Source organism: Gordonia sp. VNK1 (genome assembly GCF_040049135.1).
Classification (GTDB): Bacteria; Actinomycetota; Actinomycetes; order Mycobacteriales; family Mycobacteriaceae; genus Gordonia; species Gordonia oleivorans.
The window spans coordinates 312,730-331,847 of the sequence record NZ_JBDZDJ010000001.1; the positions used below are offsets into that span (position 1 = coordinate 312,730).

Here is a 19,118-nt window from a genome sequence, read left to right on the forward strand (position 1 = left end):
TGTCGCCGGCCTCGAGCCTCAGCGCCGGGCCGAACTGCGGGCGCGTCCGGCGCCGAAGGCGGTGGCGGTCACCGAACCCGCCGGACCCGACCCGTCGGTGCCGATCGGTGCCGAGCCCGATGACGTTGCCGCGGTGGGGGTGTGGAGTTCGCGGCGCGCGAGATCGAGATCGCTGCCGAACTTGACCAGCAGAGACAACAGCGCGCGGTCGAGGACGGTGCCGTCGGCGTCCCGGGTATCGGAGAGGAACGACGCGGCGCGGGCTGCGTCGATGACCTCGGCGATGGACGGGCTCTTGCGTAGCGGCAGATCACGCAGGCGGCGGGCGAGGTCGACGATCTCGGTGATGACCGACTCCTCCACCTCGGGGGCGCGGACGCCGACGATGCGGCATTCCCGCGCGGCGTCGGGGTAGGCCACCTGGAAGTGCAGGCAGCGGCGTTTGAGGGCGGGGGACAGTTCACGAGTGTCGTTGGAGGTCAGGATGACCCACGGTGCGGAGCGTGCGGTGAAGGTGCCGAGTTCGGGGACGGTGACCTGCCGTTCGGCGAGCACCTCGAGCATCACCGCCTCCATCGCCTCGTCGGTGCGGTCGACCTCGTCGACGAGCAGGACCGTCGGCGTGGCCGAGCGGATCGCGGCCAGCAGCGGGCGGGCGACGAGGAAATCCTCGGTGTAGACGCCGACCTCGGTGCGGGCCAGCGCCGCCGACGCCGCGGCGAGGGTGGGTTGTTCGGCCAGCTCGGCGCCGATGCGGTCGCGCAACATCTGCACGTGCAGGAGTTGGCGGGCGTAATCCCATTCGTAGAGGGCGCGTGATTCGTCGAGTCCCTCGTAGCATTGCAGGCGGATCAGATCCCGACCCGATGCTGCGGCAAGGGCTTTGGCCAGTTCGGTCTTGCCGACGCCGGCCGGTCCCTCGAGCAGCAGTGGCCGGTCGAGCAGGGTGGCCAGGTGGACGACCACGGCGAGGTCGGCGTCGATGAGGTACCCCTGGCCGGCCAGCGCGTCGACGATGTCGTCGACGCTCTCGAATTCGGTGGACGGGCCGGGCAGGGCCGAGGGTTCCGACATGGCTCCTCTTCGCGACGGTGCGGTGATCAAAGGTATTGGGGCAGAGCGGGTGTTGGGGGAGGAAAGGTGTGGATCGGTCCGGGTGAAGGGTCAGGTCAATGACCTCACCCGGACCGATCCACGTGTCCCGGGAGTTGCTCAGGCTCCCGGGGGTCTCGATACGCCGCGGCCTCGCTTCGCTCGGTCGAGGCTACTCGACCGGCGAGAGGTCGGGCTCGTTCGGCGGGCAGTGTGCTCGACCGGCGAGAGGTCGGGCTCGTTCGGCAGGTAGTGCGCTCGGCCGGCGAGAGGGGGCGGCTCGACCGGCCGAGCGCGGCGAACTACCTCAGTAGCTGCCGGTCATCGCGTGGGTGACCATCGGGATGAGCGACTCGACGGTGCATTCGCGCGGGTTGCCCGGCGTGCACCAGTCGTCCATCATGTGCTCGGCGATGGCGCGGATCTGCTTGTCGGAGGTGTCCATGGTGTCGCCGCGGCCCTCGTACTTGCCGGTGTTCATCCGGTTCTTCTCGTAGCTGTTGACGCTGAGCTGACCGAAGTTGTCCGGGATGCCGAGGTCCTTGGACAGTCGGATGGCCTCCTCGACCGCGGCGTCGGCGGCCTGCACGGTGGTCATGTTGGTGGTGTCGACGCCGAGCAGCTTGGCGATGTCGGCGTAGCGCTTGTAGCGGCTGGGCAGGTTGTACTCCCACACGCGCGGCAGGGCGATGGCGTTGTTGAGGCCGTGGTGGCTGTCGTAGAACGCCGAAACCGCATGGGACAGTGAGTGAATGAGTCCGAGGCCGCCGGAGTTGAAGGCCTGTGCGGCGATGTACTGGGCGTGCATCATGCCGGTGCGGGCCTCGAGGTTGCGGGGCTCGTACACCGCGGTGCGCAGGTGATCGCGGATCAGCTCGATGGAGTACTTCGCGTTGCCGAGCGACGGGGCGAAGTCCAGGCGCGAGACGTAGGGCTCGGAGGCGTGGGCCAGCACGTCGAAGCCGCAGAAGGCGGTGAAGTGCTCGGGGCAGCTGTAGTACAGCAGCGGGTCGTCCATCGCGAGGTCGACGAGGCAGGTGTCGTCGAAGGCCACCCACTTGTGCGGCTTGTTCATGTCGGAGGTGTCGGTGATGACGTAGGCCCAGGAGGTTTCCGAGCCGGTGCCGGCCGTCGTCGAGACCGCGATGTGCTTGGGGTTCTCCTTGTTGGTGGCCTTGGAGAAGCCCTCGAACTCGTTGATGTTGCGGCCGTCGTGGGCGATCACCATGCGGGCGCCCTTGGCGGCGTCGTGGCTCGAACCGCCACCGACGGAGATGATGCCGTCGCACTTCTCGCTCTGGTAGAGCGCGGCGGCGTCCATGCAGTTGTAGTCCTTGGGGTTGGACTCGACCTTGTCGTAGAGGACGACGTCGACGCCCTGGTATTCGATCTTGCCCTTGAGTTCTTCGATGATGCCCGAGCCGCGCAGGCCGGTGGTCATCAGCAACACGCGGGTCATGCCGAGATTCTTGGCCTCGACACCGAGCATGTCGTGGGCGCCGACGCCGAGCTTGGCGTTGGGGAAGGGGTGGAAGTCCTTGATGGGGAAGTCCCAGATCTGATTCAGCTCGATGGCCATGAATCCTCAATCTCCTGTGTCGGTACGGGGTGACTCTTCGAGCATGTAGCGGTCGTCACACTTCCCACAAGAACACCTGAACACATACACAGATGATCAGTCCAGCAGGAGAGTGGGAAACTGTCCGGAAGGTCAGGTTCGCCGGTCATCCCTCTGGGCACCCCGGGAGAAAAGGGAACTCCCGTTCGGCAGCGTGAAGCTTGGGTGACAACAACCGCCGATGTGCGGCGTCGGCAAGGCGGATGCGATAGGACTGGAGGAGGGGCCGAGCGAGCGTGGAGGTAGTGATGGACACACGAGGGACGAAGCTGGCGATCATCGGGGCCGGCGCGGTCGGAACCGCCGTGGCGTACGCGTCGCTGATCCGGGGCGTCGCGCGCACGATCGCGTTGATGGACATCAACGAACCGAAGGTGACCGCCGAGGTCCTCGACATGTCGCACGGACTGGAGTTCGTGCCGCGCACCGACATCATCGGCGGCGCCGACATCTCGGTGTGCGCCGACGCCGACGTGGTGGTGTTCACCGCCGGCGCCAAGCAGAAGCCCGGACAGTCGCGACTCGAACTCGCCGAGGCGACAATCGGACTCACCCAGAAGATCATGCCGGGCCTGATCGAGGTGGCCCCCAATGCGATCTACATCATGGTGACCAATCCCGTCGACATCGTCACCTATGCGGCGCTGAAATACAGTGGACTGCCGCGTAATCAGCTGTTCGGGTCGGGTACCGTACTCGACTCGTCGCGGCTGCGCTTCCTCATCGCCCAGCATGCCGGGGTGGCGGTGCAGAATGTGCACGCCTACATCGCCGGTGAGCACGGCGACTCCGAGATCCCGCTGTGGAGTTCGGCATCTATCGGTGGTGTGCCGCTGACCGATTGGCAGCCACTGCCCGGCTACGACGCGATGGACGAGAAGGTGCGCGCGGAGATCCACCACGAGGTGGTGCACGCCGCGTACAAGATCATCGAGGGCAAGGGCGCCACCAACTATGCGATCGGCCTGGCGGCCACCCGCATCGTCGAGGCGGTCCTCAAGGACGAGCACCGCGTGCTGCCGGTGTCGACGGTGGCCTCGGGCTTCGAGGGACTCGAGGATGTGTGTCTGTCGCTGCCCACGATCGTCGACCGGGCCGGCGCCCAGATGCGGCTGGAGATCGCCATGTCCGAGAGCGAGCGCGAGGGGCTGATGAAATCGGCGGAGACGCTACGGGCGATGCAGGCGAAGTTCGGGTTGTAGACCCGGCGGGTTCGTCTCAGGGTTTGTGGACAATGTCGTCGGGGTGTGGATGACGTCGCCTCGGCGTGGAACCCGGCGCCCACCGAAATAGTCTGATCGGTATGCGCGATGACAAGTTGCTCACCCGGATCGCCGGACTGCTGCGCCAGGCGGAGAACACCGACAACCCGCACGAGGCGGAGACCTTCATGGCCGCCGCCCAACGATTGGCCACCGCGGCCTCGATCGACCTGGCGGTGGCGCGGGCGCACGATCCGGCCGCCCGGGCGAAGGCCACCCCGGTGTCACGGCAGATCGCCATCGGGGAGCCGGGCAAACGGGGCCTGAAAACCTACGTGCAACTGTTCGTCGCCATCGCGCGCGCCAACGATGTGACCGTCGACGTCGCGGGGAACTCGACGTTCGTGCTGGCCTACGGCTACGCCGCCGACATCGACATGTGCGAGGCGCTCTACACCTCCCTGCTGGTGCAGATGGTGGCGGCCAGCGACGCCTACCTGCGGTCGGGGGAGTATCGCGACGAGGAGTCGGCGCGGATCGTCCGACGGGGAAGCGGGTGGCGGGCGCGGCGGGTGGTGGAGCGAAAACCGTTGGCGCCCATTACTGCCCGGCTGAACTTCCAGTCGGCGTTCGCCGAACGGATCGGTAAGCGACTGGCCGTGGCGCGCGACGAGCAGCGTTCCGAGGCGATCGCCGGGGACGATCCGGAGGTGGCGGGTTCGGCGTCGTCGACGGCGGTGGTGTTGCGTAACAAGGAGATCGAGGTGACCGACTTCTACCGGTCGGAATCCACCGCACGCGGCACCTGGCGGCCGACGAGTGCGTCGGCGGGTTATTCGGCGGGGGCGCGGCAGGCCGGTGACCGGGCCGGTCGTCGGGCCAAGATCGGCGCCGACCCCCAATTCGGTGCGCCGCGTGGGCAACTCGGGTCGTGACGCGCCGTGGGCCGGTTCGGGGCGTGGCGAATCGGGTCCCGGTCAGTTCAGGGCGTGCTCGATGGCGTCCTCGTAGCGGGTCTGCTGCTCGTCGCTCACCGACGCGGGGAAGGTGACGACCACATTGAGGAGTTGGAAGGCGTCGGTGTGCTCACCCGCGTAGAGCTCGGCGCGGCCGGTGCTCTCGAACTGCATCAGGGTGAACTGCTCGGTGATCAGGATGCCGCCGCAACCGGCGTCGGAGCAGTCCTGCGCCGAACCGGTGTGACGCCCGGTGACCGGGAGCCCGGCGGCCGCGACGTCGTCGGCGAGGGTGTCCAGGGTGCCCGGCGCCGGGGCGTTGCTCACCGAGGTGGAATACGACGTGGCGTCCTCAACGGTGTTCTCCGTCGCCGCGCAGGCCGTCGGGATCGCGGCGAGGGCGACGAGGACCGCGGCCGTCGCGGCGCGCCTCATTCTTCTCGGATGCGTGGTGGGCGTCATCGTCGGCTCCCGTCTCCTTCTCGCGGTGCGTCGTCGGCTCCGCCTGTGGTACCGGATCATGGCGGGGACCGTCGCCCGCATCGGTGGACGTGGCGGGACGGACCCCGAACGCGATGCTAGCCGCAGGGGGGAAGGGGGTCGGCCGGCCGGTGAAGCGGGAGAGGTGACGGCCCAGGAAACCGTCGTCGGTGACGATGGTGTTCATGATGGTGGCCGAGGCCACCAGGATGCACGTGTAGAAGAACAACCAGCTGATGGTCACGAACACCACACCGAGCGTCCCGTAGTGGCGGGTGGTTTCCGGCATCGTGCGGGGCAGCACGACGCGGCTGCCGATGAGGTAGATGGTGATGAAGATCGAGGTGAGGACACCGTTGACCGCCAGGAGGCGCATCGGCACCTGCGTCGAGACGAGCAGACGGGGGATGACCGTCCATAGCACCGACCAGATGATGACGGTGCCGATGATCTCGAGGATCAGTCCGGTCACCCCGAAGCCGTACCAGGTGCGTCCGATCAGGCTGAACTCGTGTACCGGTGTGATCAGCCCCTGCGCGACGACGGCGGCGGGGATGAGAAACAGCACCGCCACCCAGCGCCACCAGCCGCGCCAGTTGAGTTTCTCGACCTGCCAGGCGGACAGGTACATGCGGCCCAGTGCGCGCGAGAGGGAGGTGGCGCCGGCGATCACCATGAGTGCGCCGAACCAGCCGAATGCGCCGAGCCGCTGCGTGGTGTCCACCGGCGGCAGGCCCAGGTTCTCCGGGTTCATCCCGAAGCCCTCGAAGGCCTTGTCCAGAAAGCGGCGACCGATCGGCACCGTCGTCATCAGGATCGCGAACGGCAGCACCGAGGTGAAGGCCTGGGCGGCGAGAGTCATCGCGCGGTCGGTGAGTCCGCTGGTCGCGATGTCGCCGATCATCCGCAGGATCAGACGGGCGCCGGGCACCTGCAGTCCCCGGTCGTACAGGGCGAGCCCGCGTTGCCGCATGCGCCCGAGGAATGGCGGCGACTGGACGGGGTCCATCGGTGATTCCTTTCGCGGGTGTGGCTGTGCAGATCGTAGTGGTCGCGCGCGACATCGACATGCGAGGTGTCGGCGTGGCGCCGATACCATCGGGCAGGTGAGCGCAGGGGAGCCGATCCGATGAGCCCGCGTGACGTGGGGCGCTCGCAGTTGTACGAGGCCGAACGGCTGGTGTTGCGCATGTTCGATCGGGCCGCGCAGGGGTCGGTCGGGACGTCGCGGACCGTGCAGATCGCCGGCACCGAACTGACGCTGCCCAGCGAGGCGCGGTTCTCGTCGGCCGATGCGGTCGGCGACTACGTTGCCCGGGTGTTGGCGATGCCCGCGGTGCGGGAACGATTCCCGCGGGCCGGTGTCCCGGTGACGGTGCGCGCCCGCCGGGGCTATCGGGCCGCCGAGTACCGCTGGGCGCTTGCCGAGATCGCGATCCCGGAAAGCCGCGAAGGGCGTTGGGCCCTAAGGGAATTGGTGGTGTTGCATGAGCTTGCGCATCACCTCGACGACGGCGACGGTCCGGCGCACGGGCGCGGATTCGTGCTGACGCTCACCGAGTTGGTCGGTACCGTTCTCGGGCCGGAAGCGGGATTTGTCTATCGGGTGATCCTGTCGGATTCCGGGGTGGGGTGATCTGCGGTCCCGGGTGTGGTGTCCCCGAGCTGCCCGCTACGGTGGGCGGCATGGGGCTTCCGATCTCCGGCGACGATCTCGTGCTGTCCGGTTCGTTCAATGTGCGTGACGTCGGGGGTTTGCCGACGGCCGACGGCCGGTCGGTCCGGCCCGGGATGCTGCTGCGGTCGGCGCACCTGGGGGACCTCGACGACGACGGCCGGGCGGCGTTGACCGCGCTGGGCGTCGACGAGGTGATCGACCTGCGCGCGCCGGCCGAATGCGACGCGGAGGGCTACGACGCGCTGCCCGGGCATGTGCGCGGGCGGGTGCTGCCGTTCGCGGTGGACCGTTCGAGTTTCTCCGCACGTGGCATGTCCGCCGACGCGGTGCGCGGCCACATGTCCGACATCTACCGCACCTACCCGAACCTTTCCGGGGCGTCGGCGGCGATCCTCGCGATCGTCGAATCGATCGCCGACGGACGATCGGTGCTGGTGCACTGCGCGGCCGGCAAGGACCGCACCGGCTGGGCGGTGGCGTCGGTGCTGCGGGCCGCCGGTGTGCCGGAGACGGCGGTGCACGCCGACTATCTCCGCAGCAACGACGCGGTGGATCACCTGCGGCAGATGGTGATTCGCCGACATCCGGATGCCGAATCGATTCCCGTCGATTACCTCGGAGTGCACGTCGACTACCTGCGGTCGGCGGATGCGGCGATGGCCGCGACACACGGTGACACGGCGGGATACCTGGCGGCGTGCGGGATCGGACCGGATCTGCTGACCCGCTTTGCGGAGCGGTTTGTGACCGACCACTGATCGAGGAGATTCGAGATCTGCTGGGGTGCGCGGCTTTTCGCTGGTCGAGCCGGGTCTAGGCCGGGTGGGTCGGGGCTGTGAGTTGTTGGGGTGGTCGGGTTGTCGGGTTGCGGGTGGTCTCGACCTCGACAAGCTCGGCCCGGCGGATACGCCCCTCGTTCCTCGGGGCTACTCGACCAGCAGGGGAAGGGGTTGCTCGACCAACGGGGGAAGTGGTTGCTCGACCAACGGGGGAAGTGGTTGCTCGACCAGCGTGAGGTGGGGTGGGTGGTTTTCGCCGGTCTAGCCTGTCAATGGAATTCAGGGCGCTGCCAACGGAATTGGGTGCCCACTCGACGCGGCTACCAGGTGCCGCCCGCGCAGAAGGTGAGGTAGCTCGGCTTGTCCGGATCGAGGACGAGGCGTTGCTGCCGGCCGCGTGCCTTGATGAGGTCGGGGACCACGGTCAGATACCGGGGGAAACTGGCGGCGTAGACGTCGACGCGCAGGCGGTGCCCGGGCTGCAGGACGGCGTCGGTGGGCACGAGGTCGACGTCGATGCGGACAGGTTCGTCGGCGGGCACGGGCAGTTTGCGCTTGCGGGACAGGAAGTGGTGGGCGCCGAGCAGGCTGCCGTCGGAGGCGTAGGTCGACTTCGAGCGGTCCAGGGCGCGATTCGACGATGACAGTGCGCCGTTCGTGAGGACTGTCGAAGTGCCTTCGGGCGCAACATCATTGACGGTGACCGCCCAGATCGCCTCGTGGGCGGTGGTGGCGACGTTCAGGCGCAGGTTCATCGCACCGCTGACCTGGGTGGCCTCGGTGACCGGTGCGCTGGTGAACGACAGGCCGCCGCGTTCCTGGAAGCGGGCGTCGAGGTTGAAGCGGTCACCGAACACCATCGACGCGCCCGCGGTCACCTGCGTCATGTCGCGCGAGACCAGGCCGCGCAGGTCCGGGTGTACATGCAGTGACGAAATGCCTTGTGCGGGAGATGAACTCAACGATCCGTCGTGCGCGGCGTGGGTGGCGGTGTCGGTCGGTTCCTCGGTGAGGAAGAGCTTCACCGGCCGCACCCCGTTGCGCGGGAAAGCCGTTCCGGCGGTCCAGGATCCGCCCTGCTGAAGCATGGTGACCGGGCCGTAGAACTCGATGCCGTTGCGGTGGCCCTTGAGCCACCGGTCGAACCAGGCGCGTTCGAGGACATCGAGCCGCGGCGGGGCCGACGCGCCGCCCTGGCCGGTGCCGACGTCGAAGTGGTAGCCGTCGCCGACCAGCATCTGCTTGCGGCCGGGCTCGAGGGTCATCCGCTCGTAGATGCCGGTGGCACTGCGGCCGAACAGGTCGTGCCAGCCGCCGACGGTGAATGTCGGGGCGTCGATGCGGTCGACCTGCGGGTCGCGTTCGTCGAAGTAGGGGTCGTCGAAGATGCGGTCGTCGCGGGCGGTGAGGAATCCCCAGAGCAGAGAAGGGATTTCGGTTGCCGGCGAGGCGATGCGATCACGCAGCAACTTCAGCGAATCGCCACGGAGGACGTCACGCAGGGTGGTCGACGGATTGGGCACCCACTTGAGGATGTTGACCACCGACAACCACAGCGGGATGAACGCCGACGGCATGCCGCCGGTGATGTAGATGTCGCGGACGATGTCGTCGCAGCCCTCGACGGCGAAGACGGCGCCGAGTTCGGCGGGACGCTTGTCGGCGGCCTGCAGTGAGTTGATCGCCGAATACGACCAGCCGGCCAATCCGACTTTGCCGTTGCACCACTCCTGTTCGGCGGCCCAGGAGATGACCTCGACGGAGTCCTGCTGTTCGCGCCGGCCGAGGATCTGCCACTTGCCCTCGCTGGCGCCGGTGCCCCGGACGTCGACGATCACCTGCACGTATCCGCTCTGTACCAGGGAGCGGTTGATGCCGAAGACGTCGAGGATGCCGCCGGCGAGGGTGCCGGTGAGCCGGGTCAGTCCGGCCAGGGCGGTGCCGGTGGCGTCGATGGACGCCGACGCCGACCGCAGCGCCTTGCCCAGGACCGGGGCGTGGGTGGTGGTGTCGATGAGGTCGACCGCCGCGCGGTTGTACGGGTTGATGTTGACGACGGCCGGATAGGGTGTCAGGACGGTCTGGCCGAAGCGGTTGGCGGGGCGGACGACGGTGGCGCGCAGGCGGGTGCCGTCGCTCATGGTGATCGCGACGTCGCGGTCGATGACCACGCGCGGGTAGGTCTGCTCGCCGTCGACGGCCTCGCGCCAGCGGATGCCGTCGGCGCCGCCGGTGGGATCGCCGAGGGGCAGTGTGCCGAAGTGTGGGGTGCCGAAGTGTGGGGCACCGACCGGCGTCGCACGCTGCGGCGTCGCACGGGGAATCGAACTGGTGTCCAGCTGGTACGTCATGGCGCTTCACCCTGCCTGGGATGCCCGACGGCGTGGACGCCGCGTCACACCCCCTCGTGTCCGCGGAAGCGAGTGAAACTGCTCTTACACTTTGTGTCGCACATCACTTCCGACCGCCGACGATAGTGCATGGCAGGTATCGGATAGGCAACCAGGTCGGACGCATTTGTGTCACGGAGGTAAAAGCCCAGGTCACAGGTTGGCGTTTGGGGGCAAAACCGTCCAGTTGGACAGGTGGGGTGATCGGATGGATGACGGGGTGGTTGGTTTCCAGCTCCATGGCCAGGGGTCTCGACTCGCCGCTCGCCCTGGGGGGCTCGCGGCGGCTCGACCGGCGAGGGGAGACGAGTCGTTCGGCCGGCGAGGGGAGACGAGTGCTTCGGCCGGCGAGGGCTCGGCTCACGGATTTGGTTGTCGACTCGCGCTCCGGTACCGTTGTCTCTCGGTGTGACGCGCAATGCCGCGTCGTATCGGTTCAACCAGAGACCGTTGGTCATCGGGAGCGATCCCGATCGAAGGACGACGAAAGTCGGCGGCCCACGCAGGGAGAACGAGGAACAACCGAAGATCACGCCCCTGTGGCGAGCTTCTGAGTGTGACGCCCCGTGCCTTTCTGTGTGCCGGGGCGTTTGTCGTCTCTCTCGGGTCATCCCGACCTCGGTCCTCTGCCTTGAACCCTGACCAAACTCAACTCGAGTGATGAGGAAGGAGGCGAAGTATGGCCAAGTCCGACAAGGTTTCTGCAGTTGCAGAGATCGCCGAGCAGTTCGAGGGCGCCACGGCTGCAGTCGTCACGGAGTACCGTGGCCTGTCCGTCAGCCAGATCACCGAACTGCGTCGTTCCCTCGGTGAGGGTGCAACCTACTCCGTCGCCAAGAACACCCTGGTGAAGCGTGCCGCCGAGAAGGCGGGCGTGGAAGGGCTCGACGAGCTGTTCACCGGCCCGACCGCGATCGCCTTCATCGAAGGCGAGCCGGTGGTGGCCGCGAAGGCGATCAAGACGTTCGCCAAGGACAACAAGGCTCTCGTCATCAAGGGCGGGTTCATGGACGGCCGTGCGCTGTCCGTGGCCGAGATCGAACAGATCGCCGACCTTGAGACCCGCGAGGTCCTGTTGGCCAAGCTCGCCGGTGCCATGAAGGGCAACTTGGCAAAGGCTGCCGGCCTGTTCAACCAGCCGGCATCGCAGGTGGCGCGCCTCGCCGCGGCCCTGCAGGAGAAGCAGCAGCAAGAAGCCGGCGAGTAGTACCCCACTCGCCACTGCAAGAACCATTCCCGCTCCGCGGGAGACACCCCATCCCGGTCGGGATGACTTACCCCCGAACCGGGGACAGACAGGAAGGACGCCACCATGGCGAAGCTCACCGCTGACGAGCTCATCGATCAGTTCAAGGAACTGACCCTGCTGGAGCTCAGCGATTTCGTGAAGAAGTTCGAAGAGGTCTTCGAGGTCACCGCGGCTGCTCCGGTCGCCGTTGCGGCTGCCGGTGCTCCGGCTGCCGGCGGTGCCGCCGAGGCTGCTGCCGAGCAGGACGAGTTCGACGTCGTCCTCGAGGCTGCCGGCGACAAGAAGATCCAGGTCATCAAGGTCGTGCGCGAGGTTGTCTCGGGCCTGGGCCTGAAGGAAGCCAAGGACCTCGTCGAGGGTGCTCCGAAGGCGATCCTGGAGAAGGTCGACAAGGACGCCGCCGAGGCTGCCAAGGCCAAGCTCGAAGAGGCCGGCGCCAAGGTCTCCGTCAAGTGATTCGAGGCGCTTCGGCGCCTGTGGGTCACCGCGCTTACGCGCGTGCTTGACACATACCCGCGAAACCCGGGACAGCGAGTCTGTCCCGGGTTTCGTGCTGTCCGAGGGCGCTGTCGGCGTCGAAGTGGGCGCTGTCAGTGGGGAGGTGAGCGCTGTCGACGCAAGGGTCCGAGAGCGGCCGAGGGGGAACCGGCGAACCCTCGTCGAACCGTCGCCGACTAGTATTTCCGCGCGTGACTGCAGTGCTGCCCCGTCGGGCGTTCACGGCCATCAACATCATCGGGGCCGTCGTCCTGTTCCTCGGGGTGTGCCGGGTGTTCGGACAGCCGTGGCTGGTGCATCTCGGCCCCACCAAGTACTGGGGACCGCCGGTGGATCTGCAGATCTATCGGTACGGCGGCCAGTTCCTCTTTCACGGGCAGCATCTCTACGACGGTCCGATGCCGCAGGCCAACGATTCCATCCTGCCGTTCACCTATCCGCCGTTCGCGGCGCTGGCCTTCGTGCCGATGAGTTGGCTGCCGGTGCGGGTGCTGTCGGTGATCTTCCTCGTCATCGGGTGCCTGCTGACGTTCTGGCTGATCCGGGTGCTGCTGCGCCGCGTCGGGTGTGGTGACCTCCCGATCGGCGCGACGATGCTGCTGACCGGTATCGCCTACCAGCTCGAGCCGGTTCGGATCACGCTGGATCTGGGGCAGATCAACCTGATCCTCGCCGGGCTCGTCATCGCCGACACCCTCTGGGATCGGCGGCCCGCGTGGGCCGAGCCCTACCGCGGACTGCTGGTCGGCATCGCCGCGGCGATCAAGATGACCCCCGCCGTCGTCATCATCTACTTCATCGCGCGACGGCAGTGGCGGGCCGCGATCAACGTCGGGGTGGGATTCGTCGTCGCGACCGGCATCGCGTGGGCGATCGTTCCGGCGGATTCGCTGAAGTACTGGACCTCGACGGTGTTCGACCCGGACCGCATCGGCGGGCTCGCCTTCGTCTACAACCAGGGCATCGCCGGCGTGCTGGCCCGGATGGGGATGTCGGACAGTCAGCGGTCGCACTGGTGGCTGCCGCTGTGCGCGATCGCGGGGCTCTACTGTCTGGTGCTCGCGTGGCATCTGGCCAAGCGCCGCGAGTACGAACTGTGTTTCCTGGCCGCCTGGGCGGTGGCGTTGCTGGCCACCCCGGCCGCCTGGATTCACCACTGGGTGCTGACCAGCGTGTACATCCTGGTGTTCCTCGTCGTCGGCGTACGGGCTCTGCGAGCGCTGCGGGAGCCGCAAAACGACGAGCCGCAACCCGATGCCCCGCCGACCATCGCCGGGGTCTCGTCGAAAACCGTCGCGTGGGTGTTCATCGCGCTCGGTGTGCTGGGTCTGGTGGCGCAACTGCCCGGCCCGTCGTTGTTCCTGCCGAGCGCACAGCTCAACGAACTGCGCTGGGGATGGTGGGAGAACATCTACGGCAACTCGTCGTTGATCTGGCTGCTCCTCGTCCTGGTGATCTCCTGGTGGCTGCCGTTCGCGCGGGTCCGCGAGATCTGGGAGGGGTCGGGAAAGAAAGAGGCGCGGCTCACGTCGCCGCCGCAGATGGGACCGGGCCCACTTGCCGGATTCGATTCGATCCGCTAATGTCATCGCCCGAGGGATAAGTTACCGAGCGGTAGATTCCCTCACGTTCCACGCTGGACAGGGTTCGACAACAGTGTGGTGGGTCGCGAACTGTCAGTCCGTTAGAGTGACCCCAACCACAAATGTCGCCGGCGAGTGGCACTTCACACCGAAGTGTCACTGGGGGCAGAGATCGTCTGGAGGAATGCAGTGGGTGTTGAGGTCAGTGTCGAGGGGCTCACGAAGTCGTTCGGTTCTCAGAACATTTGGCGTGATGTGACGTTGACCTTGCCGGAAGGTGAGGTCAGTGCGTTGCTGGGTCCGTCGGGTACCGGTAAGTCGGTGTTCCTGAAGACCCTGATCGGTCTGCTGCATCCCGAGCAGGGGTCGGTGATCATCGACGGCACCGACATCACCCAGTGTTCGGCCAAAGAGCTGTACGAGATCCGCAAGCTGTTCGGTGTGCTGTTCCAGGATGGTGCGCTGTTCGGTTCGATGAGTTTGTTCGACAACATCGCGTTCCCGCTTCGTGAGCACACGAAGAAGAAGGAGAACGAGGTCCGCGACATCGTGATGGAGAAGATCGACCTGGTCGGTCTGGCCGGTGCCGAGGACAAGCTGCCCGGTGAGATTTCCGGTGGTATGCGTAAGCGTGCCGGTCTGGCGCGTGCGCTGGTGCTGGATCCGCAGATCATCCTGTGTGACGAGCCGGACTCGGGTCTGGATCCGGTGCGTACCGCCTACATCTCGCAGTTGTTGATCGACATCAACTCCCAGATCGACGCGACGATCCTGATCGTGACGCACAACATCAACATCGCCCGCACCATCCCGGACAACATCGGCATGCTCTTCCGTAAGGAGCTGGTGATGTTCGGTCCGCGTGAGCAGCTGCTCACCTCCGAGCAGCCGGTGGTCAAGCAGTTCCTGGCCGGTGACCGTTTCGGTCCGATCGGTATGTCCGAGGAGAAGGACGAGGCCGTCCAGAAGCAGGAAGAGGCGATGCAGGCCGCCGGTATCGCCGGTGGTGGTACCAAGGATGATTTCTCCGAGATCATCCCGCAGGTGCAGCCCAATCCCGGTATGCCCGAACGCAAGGCGGTGGCCCGTCACCGTGAGCGGGTGCTCGAGCTTCTGCCGTCGCTGCCGGAGAACGCCCAACGCGCGATCCGCGAGTCGATGGCCAAGGAGGACGAGGTCCGCGCCGCCAACGACGCCCACGCCCGCGAACAGGGACAGGGACAGGGACAGGGCGAGTACGCCGCGCAGGGTTCCGGCGGCGAATGGACGTCCGCGGCCGGCGGTGTCGCCGTCGCCGACGCCCCGACCGACGTCTACCAGCGCGACGAACAGAACTTCGCACAGCAGTACCCCGGTGACGAGACCGACACCTACGACTTCGGCGGCAACGACGCTCCCACCCAGCAGTGGGACGTGCCGCCAGCGGAGCAGGCGACCCAACAGGTCGACACCACCAAGACACCGAAACACGGCGGCGGGCGGAGTTAACACAGAATGGCCAATGCCACCACGCGTGGCGCGGACAAGATCGCAGCAGCCGGAACGAGCGCGCTCGCCCAGACGGGCAACATCGTTCAGCTGTTCGTCGACGTTGCGCGCCAGACCTTCGTCCGGCCCTTCCAGTTCCGGGAGTTCATCCAGCAGGCCTGGTTCATCGCCAGCGTGACGATCCTGCCGACGGCGCTCATCGCGATCCCGTTCGGCGCGATCGTGTCGCTGCAGACCGGGTCGTTGATCAAGCAGCTCGGCGCCGAGTCGTACACCGGCGCCGCCAGCGTGCTCGTGGTGATCCAACAGGGATCGCCGCTGGTGACCTCGCTGCTGGTGGCCGGTGCGGCCGGGTCGGCGGTCGCCGCCGACCTGGGCTCACGGACCATCCGTGAGGAGATCGACGCGATGGAGGTGCTGGGCATCAATCCGATCCAGCGCCTGGTGGTGCCGCGGGTGCTGGCCATGGTGCTGGTGGCGATCCTGCTCAACGGTCTGGTCGCGATCGTCGGCATCGGCGGTGGCTACTTCTTCAACGTCGTCGTCCAGGGCGGTACACCCGGCGCCTATCTCGCGTCGTTCGGTGCGTTGGCCCAGCTCGCCGACCTGTGGATCTCGACGGTCAAGGCCGCGATCTTCGGTGTCATCGCCGGAGTCATCGCCGCCTACAAGGGACTCAACCCGAAGGGTGGTCCGAAGGGCGTCGGTGACGCGGTCAACCAGAGCGTCGTCATCACGTTCCTGCTGCTGTTCCTTGCCAACCTGATCATCACGGCGGTCTACCTGCAGATCGTCCCGCCGAAGGGGAGCTAGCAGTGGCCGACAGTGGCGTGACCATCGCCAAGAGCCGCCCGGAGTACTACCTGTACGAGGCCAAGAAGATCGCGGGTAAACCGCTGAAGATCCTCGACGGCGCCGGCGATCAGATGTCCTTCTACGGCCGCACCCTGGTGTGGATCCCGCGGACGCTGGTGCATTACACCCGTGAGGTGCTGCGGCTGCTGGCCGAGGTGGCCTTCGGCTCCGGTGGACTCGCGGTCATCGGCGGCACCGTCGGCGTGATGGTGCTGATGTCGGGATTCACCGGCGTCGTCGTCGGCCTGCAGGGCTATGCGGCCCTCGACCAGATCGGGTCGCAGGCCCTCACCGGATTCCTCTCGGCGTACGTCAACACCCGCGAGGTGGCGCCGCTGGTGGCGGCCCTGGCGTTGTCGGCGACGGTCGGCTGCGGTTTCACCGCGCAGCTCGGCGCCATGCGCATCTCCGAGGAGATCGACGCCCTGGAGTCGATGGCGGTGCCGTCGATCCCGTTCCTGGTGTCGAGCCGGGTGATCGCCGGGTTCATCGCCGTCATCCCGCTCTACGTGCTGGGCCTGCTGTCGGCGTATCTGGCCTCCCGCGTCATCACGACCGTGTTCAACGGGCAGTCCGGTGGCTCCTATGACCACTACTTCAACCTGTTCCTACCGCCCGCGGACGTGCTGTGGTCCTTCGGTAAGGTCCTGATCTTCGCGTTCGTGATCATCCTGGTGCACTGCTACTACGGCTACTACGCCAGCGGTGGCCCCGCCGGCGTCGGCGTGGCCGTCGGACACGCCGTCCGTGCCGCACTGGTGTTGATCGCGGTGCTCGACTTCTTCCTCGGTCTGGCGATCTGGGGAACCACGACGACCGTCAGAGTGGGGGGTTAGCCGAGATGGCGACGCTGCGCCGCCGTCTTCTCGGCATCGCATTCCTGGTCGTGGTCGCACTGTTCTTCACGGTGACGATCATGAAGTTCAACAAGACGTTCACCGACTTCACCACGGTGACCCTCAAGACCGACGCGGTCGGCAACGCACTGCCGGCCAACGCCGACGTCAAGGCACGTGGCGTGGTCGTCGGCGAGGTGCGTTCGGTCGACCCCGCTGCCGACGGCAGCGTCAACGTGGAGCTGGGCCTGAACCCGGCCATGGCCGATCAGATCCCGGCCACCACCACCGCACGCATCCTGCCCAAGACGCTGTTCGGTGAGCGATATGTGGACCTGCAGGTGCCGACGACGACCGGCGGTCCGACGCTGACCAACGGCGACACGATCGAGACCGACTCCTCCGGCAACGCCAAGGAACTGCAGGATCTGTTCGACAAACTGCTGCCGGTGCTCGACGCGATCCCGCCGCAGGACCTCAATGTCACCCTGACCTCGCTGTCGCAGGCGTTGTCGGGGCGTGGCGAGAAGCTCGGCGCCACCGTCGAGGACCTCAACACCGTGTTCGCCGGCATCAACCGGAATCTCCCGGCGCTCGAGGGCACGATCCAGGGGCTGGCGTCCTTCTCACAGACCTACTCCGAGGCCCTACCCGACGTCATCGACGCGCTCGACAGTTTCCGGACCACGTCGAACACCATCGTCGAACGTCAGGGTGACCTGCGCACACTCATCGCCACGCTCGGCGTCGCCGCCACCGACACCACCGGTTGGTTGCAGCGCAACGGCAACAACGTGGTGGACCTCTTCGTCGACTCCGAGCAGTTGCTGACCGGTCTGGCCAAGCAGTCACCGACGTTCGTCTGCACATTCCACAACTTCGCGACGCTGGTCCCGGAGTCCCGCAAGATCGTCGGTGCCGACACCGACAATCCGGGTGTGCGTGTGAACCTGCAGTTCGTGAATCCGCGTGGCCGGTACCTGCCCAACCAGGACGAGCCGCGGTTCTTCGACACCGATCCGCCCGCGGTCTGCTACGAACCGGCGACCAATGGTCGTCCGTTCCCGCAGTACCCCGGCGGTGGACTGGCCGACGGCTCCTACCAGCCGCCGTCCCGGAATGCCGGGCCCCGTAACGTGCCGACGCTGCCGCAACCGCAGTTCACCACCACCCCGGTGGGCGTCATCCATCAGTCGGCCTTCGACGACCCGGATTTCCGTACCCAGCTCAAGCTCATCTACGGCAGCGCCACCGGCACCCGTCCGGCGGACGTGCCGACCTGGGTCGCCATGCTCGGTGGCTCGGCGCTGGCCGGTGCGGAGGTGCACATCCAGTGAAGTCTCTCGTGGGACCGCTGATCAAACTGATCACCTTCGCGGTCGTCACCGTCCTGGCCACCAGCCTGCTGGCGCTGACCATCGCCAATGCCGGCGGTGACGGCGACAGCAAGTACAACGCCGTCTTCACCGACGCCGCCCTGCTCAACAAGGGCGACGACGTGCGCATCGCCGGTGTGCGCGTCGGCCAGGTCACCGATGTGGCGGTGTACGACCAGAACAAGGCCATGGTCAAGTTCAACGTCAACCGCTCGTTGCCTGCCGGAACCCAGCTCTACATCCGGTACCGCAACCTGACCGGTCTGCGGTATCTGGCGCTCGAGCGCGGAGCCGGCGACGCCGATGACACGGTGTCGCCCGGATTCACCTTCGGTACCGACCCGAAGGTCCGCGACACGCATCCGGCGGTGAACCTCACCGAACTGTTCAACGGTTTCAAGCCGTTGTTCCGGCAGCTCTCGGCGGAGGACGTGAACACCCTGTCCGACGAGATCATCAAGATCTTCCAGGGCGAGAGCGGCAACATCTCCAGCCTCATCTCGTCCACCTCGTCGCTGACCAATTCGCTGGCCGACCGCGACAAGGTGATCGGCGATCTGATCGTCAACCTCACCAAGGTGCTCGACACGGTGAACAAGAACGACGAGAACTTCACCTCGCTGCTCGACAACACCGAGCAGTTGGTGACCGGCCTTGCGGCGCAACGTGGTTCGGTGGGATCGGCCATCGCGTCGGTGTCCAACCTGACGACGGTGACCGCGTCGATCCTGTCGCAGTCGCGACCGGCCATCCAGGGTGACATCGCCGGACTGAAATCGCTGGCCGATCAGATCAACGCCCGCAGCGACGACGTCAACCAGTTGCTCACCAACCTGCCGGTGAAGCTGCAGAAGATCGGGCGCGCGGCCACCTTCGGATCGTGGTTCCAGTTCTATCTGTGCGGCATCGACGTGGTGGCCGGCAACGGCAAGTCGACCCTGCTCACGCAGCCGGTGGTACCGCTGCCCGACATCAACCATGTGCTCTACACCAGCGCGGCGACCCGATGCTGGAAAGACGGACAGCCCGGGGGGTGAT

At 66.7% G+C, this 19,118-nt stretch carries 17 protein-coding genes; 12 read left to right on the plus strand and 5 right to left on the minus strand.

The genetic code is table 11. The features are described 5' to 3' along the window. Positions 1-18: 18 nt before the first annotated feature. Complete coding sequence (locus ABLE94_RS01270; RefSeq protein WP_348804941.1) at positions 19-1,074, minus strand: MadB family AAA-type ATPase; 1,056 nt, start codon at positions 1,072-1,074, stop codon at positions 19-21. A gap of 325 nt (positions 1,075-1,399) precedes the next feature. After that, positions 1,400-2,671: an NDMA-dependent methanol dehydrogenase gene (mdo, locus tag ABLE94_RS01275; RefSeq protein WP_348807828.1), complete on the minus strand. Its 1,272-nt coding sequence runs from the start codon at positions 2,669-2,671 to the stop codon at positions 1,400-1,402. A 287-nt stretch (positions 2,672-2,958) separates the two neighbouring features. Here mdo and ABLE94_RS01280 point away from each other — a divergent pair, with 287 nt between their 5' ends. Together ABLE94_RS01280 and ABLE94_RS01285 are read left to right on the plus strand one after the other, a co-directional pair. Then, positions 2,959-3,912 (plus strand): L-lactate dehydrogenase, encoded by a 954-nt coding sequence (locus ABLE94_RS01280; protein WP_348804939.1) that lies wholly within the window; start codon positions 2,959-2,961, stop codon positions 3,910-3,912. Positions 3,913-4,013: 101 nt separating this feature from the next. Next, on the plus strand, positions 4,014-4,847 hold the full coding sequence (locus ABLE94_RS01285; protein WP_348804938.1) for a DUF2786 domain-containing protein: 834 nt from the start codon (positions 4,014-4,016) through the stop codon (positions 4,845-4,847). A 42-nt stretch (positions 4,848-4,889) separates the two neighbouring features. On the opposite strand, the gene ABLE94_RS01290 is transcribed toward ABLE94_RS01285, so the two are convergent. Next, complete coding sequence (locus tag ABLE94_RS01290) at positions 4,890-5,330, minus strand: hypothetical protein (protein WP_348807829.1); 441 nt, start codon at positions 5,328-5,330, stop codon at positions 4,890-4,892. Continuing rightward, entirely contained in the window at positions 5,221-6,357 is a 1,137-nt protein-coding gene (locus tag ABLE94_RS01295) for a hypothetical protein (RefSeq protein ID WP_348807830.1), read from the minus strand. The genes ABLE94_RS01290 and ABLE94_RS01295 overlap by 110 nt, the downstream gene beginning before the upstream one ends. Before the next feature lie 120 nt (positions 6,358-6,477). Between ABLE94_RS01295 and ABLE94_RS01300 the strand changes: the two genes are divergently transcribed. Both ABLE94_RS01300 and ABLE94_RS01305 read left to right on the plus strand, forming a co-directional pair. Then, positions 6,478-6,984, plus strand: coding sequence for a TIGR04338 family metallohydrolase (locus ABLE94_RS01300; protein WP_348804935.1), 507 nt, complete (start codon positions 6,478-6,480; stop codon positions 6,982-6,984). A gap of 50 nt (positions 6,985-7,034) precedes the next feature. After that, complete coding sequence (locus ABLE94_RS01305) at positions 7,035-7,784, plus strand: tyrosine-protein phosphatase (protein WP_348807831.1); 750 nt, start codon at positions 7,035-7,037, stop codon at positions 7,782-7,784. A 341-nt stretch (positions 7,785-8,125) separates the two neighbouring features. Here ABLE94_RS01305 and ABLE94_RS01310 read toward each other — a convergent pair whose 3' ends face one another. After that, positions 8,126-10,156 (minus strand): CocE/NonD family hydrolase, encoded by a 2,031-nt coding sequence (locus ABLE94_RS01310; protein WP_348807832.1) that lies wholly within the window; start codon positions 10,154-10,156, stop codon positions 8,126-8,128. Between the two features lie 718 nt (positions 10,157-10,874). On the opposite strand from ABLE94_RS01310, the gene rplJ reads away from it, so the two are divergent. The 8 genes from rplJ (at position 10,875) to ABLE94_RS01350 (ending at position 19,117) form a co-directional block, all read left to right on the plus strand. After that, on the plus strand, positions 10,875-11,402 hold the full coding sequence (rplJ, locus tag ABLE94_RS01315) for a 50S ribosomal protein L10 (protein WP_348807833.1): 528 nt from the start codon (positions 10,875-10,877) through the stop codon (positions 11,400-11,402). 105 nt (positions 11,403-11,507) lie between these two features. Then, entirely contained in the window at positions 11,508-11,900 is a 393-nt protein-coding gene (gene rplL / locus ABLE94_RS01320) for a 50S ribosomal protein L7/L12 (protein WP_348804931.1), read from the plus strand. Positions 11,901-12,133: 233 nt separating this feature from the next. Beyond that, on the plus strand, positions 12,134-13,525 hold the full coding sequence (locus ABLE94_RS01325; protein ID WP_348804930.1) for a glycosyltransferase 87 family protein: 1,392 nt from the start codon (positions 12,134-12,136) through the stop codon (positions 13,523-13,525). A gap of 189 nt (positions 13,526-13,714) precedes the next feature. Next, positions 13,715-15,013, plus strand: a complete 1,299-nt coding sequence (locus ABLE94_RS01330; RefSeq protein ID WP_348807834.1) for an ABC transporter ATP-binding protein — start codon at positions 13,715-13,717, stop codon at positions 15,011-15,013. Positions 15,014-15,019: 6 nt separating this feature from the next. Then, the gene (locus tag ABLE94_RS01335) at positions 15,020-15,826 is read left to right on the plus strand and encodes an MlaE family ABC transporter permease (RefSeq protein WP_348807835.1); all 807 of its coding nucleotides are present in this window, start codon (positions 15,020-15,022) and stop codon (positions 15,824-15,826) included. 2 nt (positions 15,827-15,828) lie between these two features. Next, positions 15,829-16,704, plus strand: coding sequence for an MlaE family ABC transporter permease (locus ABLE94_RS01340; RefSeq protein WP_348807836.1), 876 nt, complete (start codon positions 15,829-15,831; stop codon positions 16,702-16,704). 5 nt (positions 16,705-16,709) lie between these two features. Next, positions 16,710-18,041, plus strand: coding sequence for an MCE family protein (locus ABLE94_RS01345; RefSeq protein WP_348807837.1), 1,332 nt, complete (start codon positions 16,710-16,712; stop codon positions 18,039-18,041). Next, a complete protein-coding gene (locus ABLE94_RS01350) occupies positions 18,038-19,117 on the plus strand; it encodes an MCE family protein (protein WP_348807838.1) in 1,080 nt (359 codons plus the stop codon). Before ABLE94_RS01345 ends, ABLE94_RS01350 begins: the two co-directional genes overlap by 4 nt. Position 19,118 lies beyond the last annotated feature (1 nt).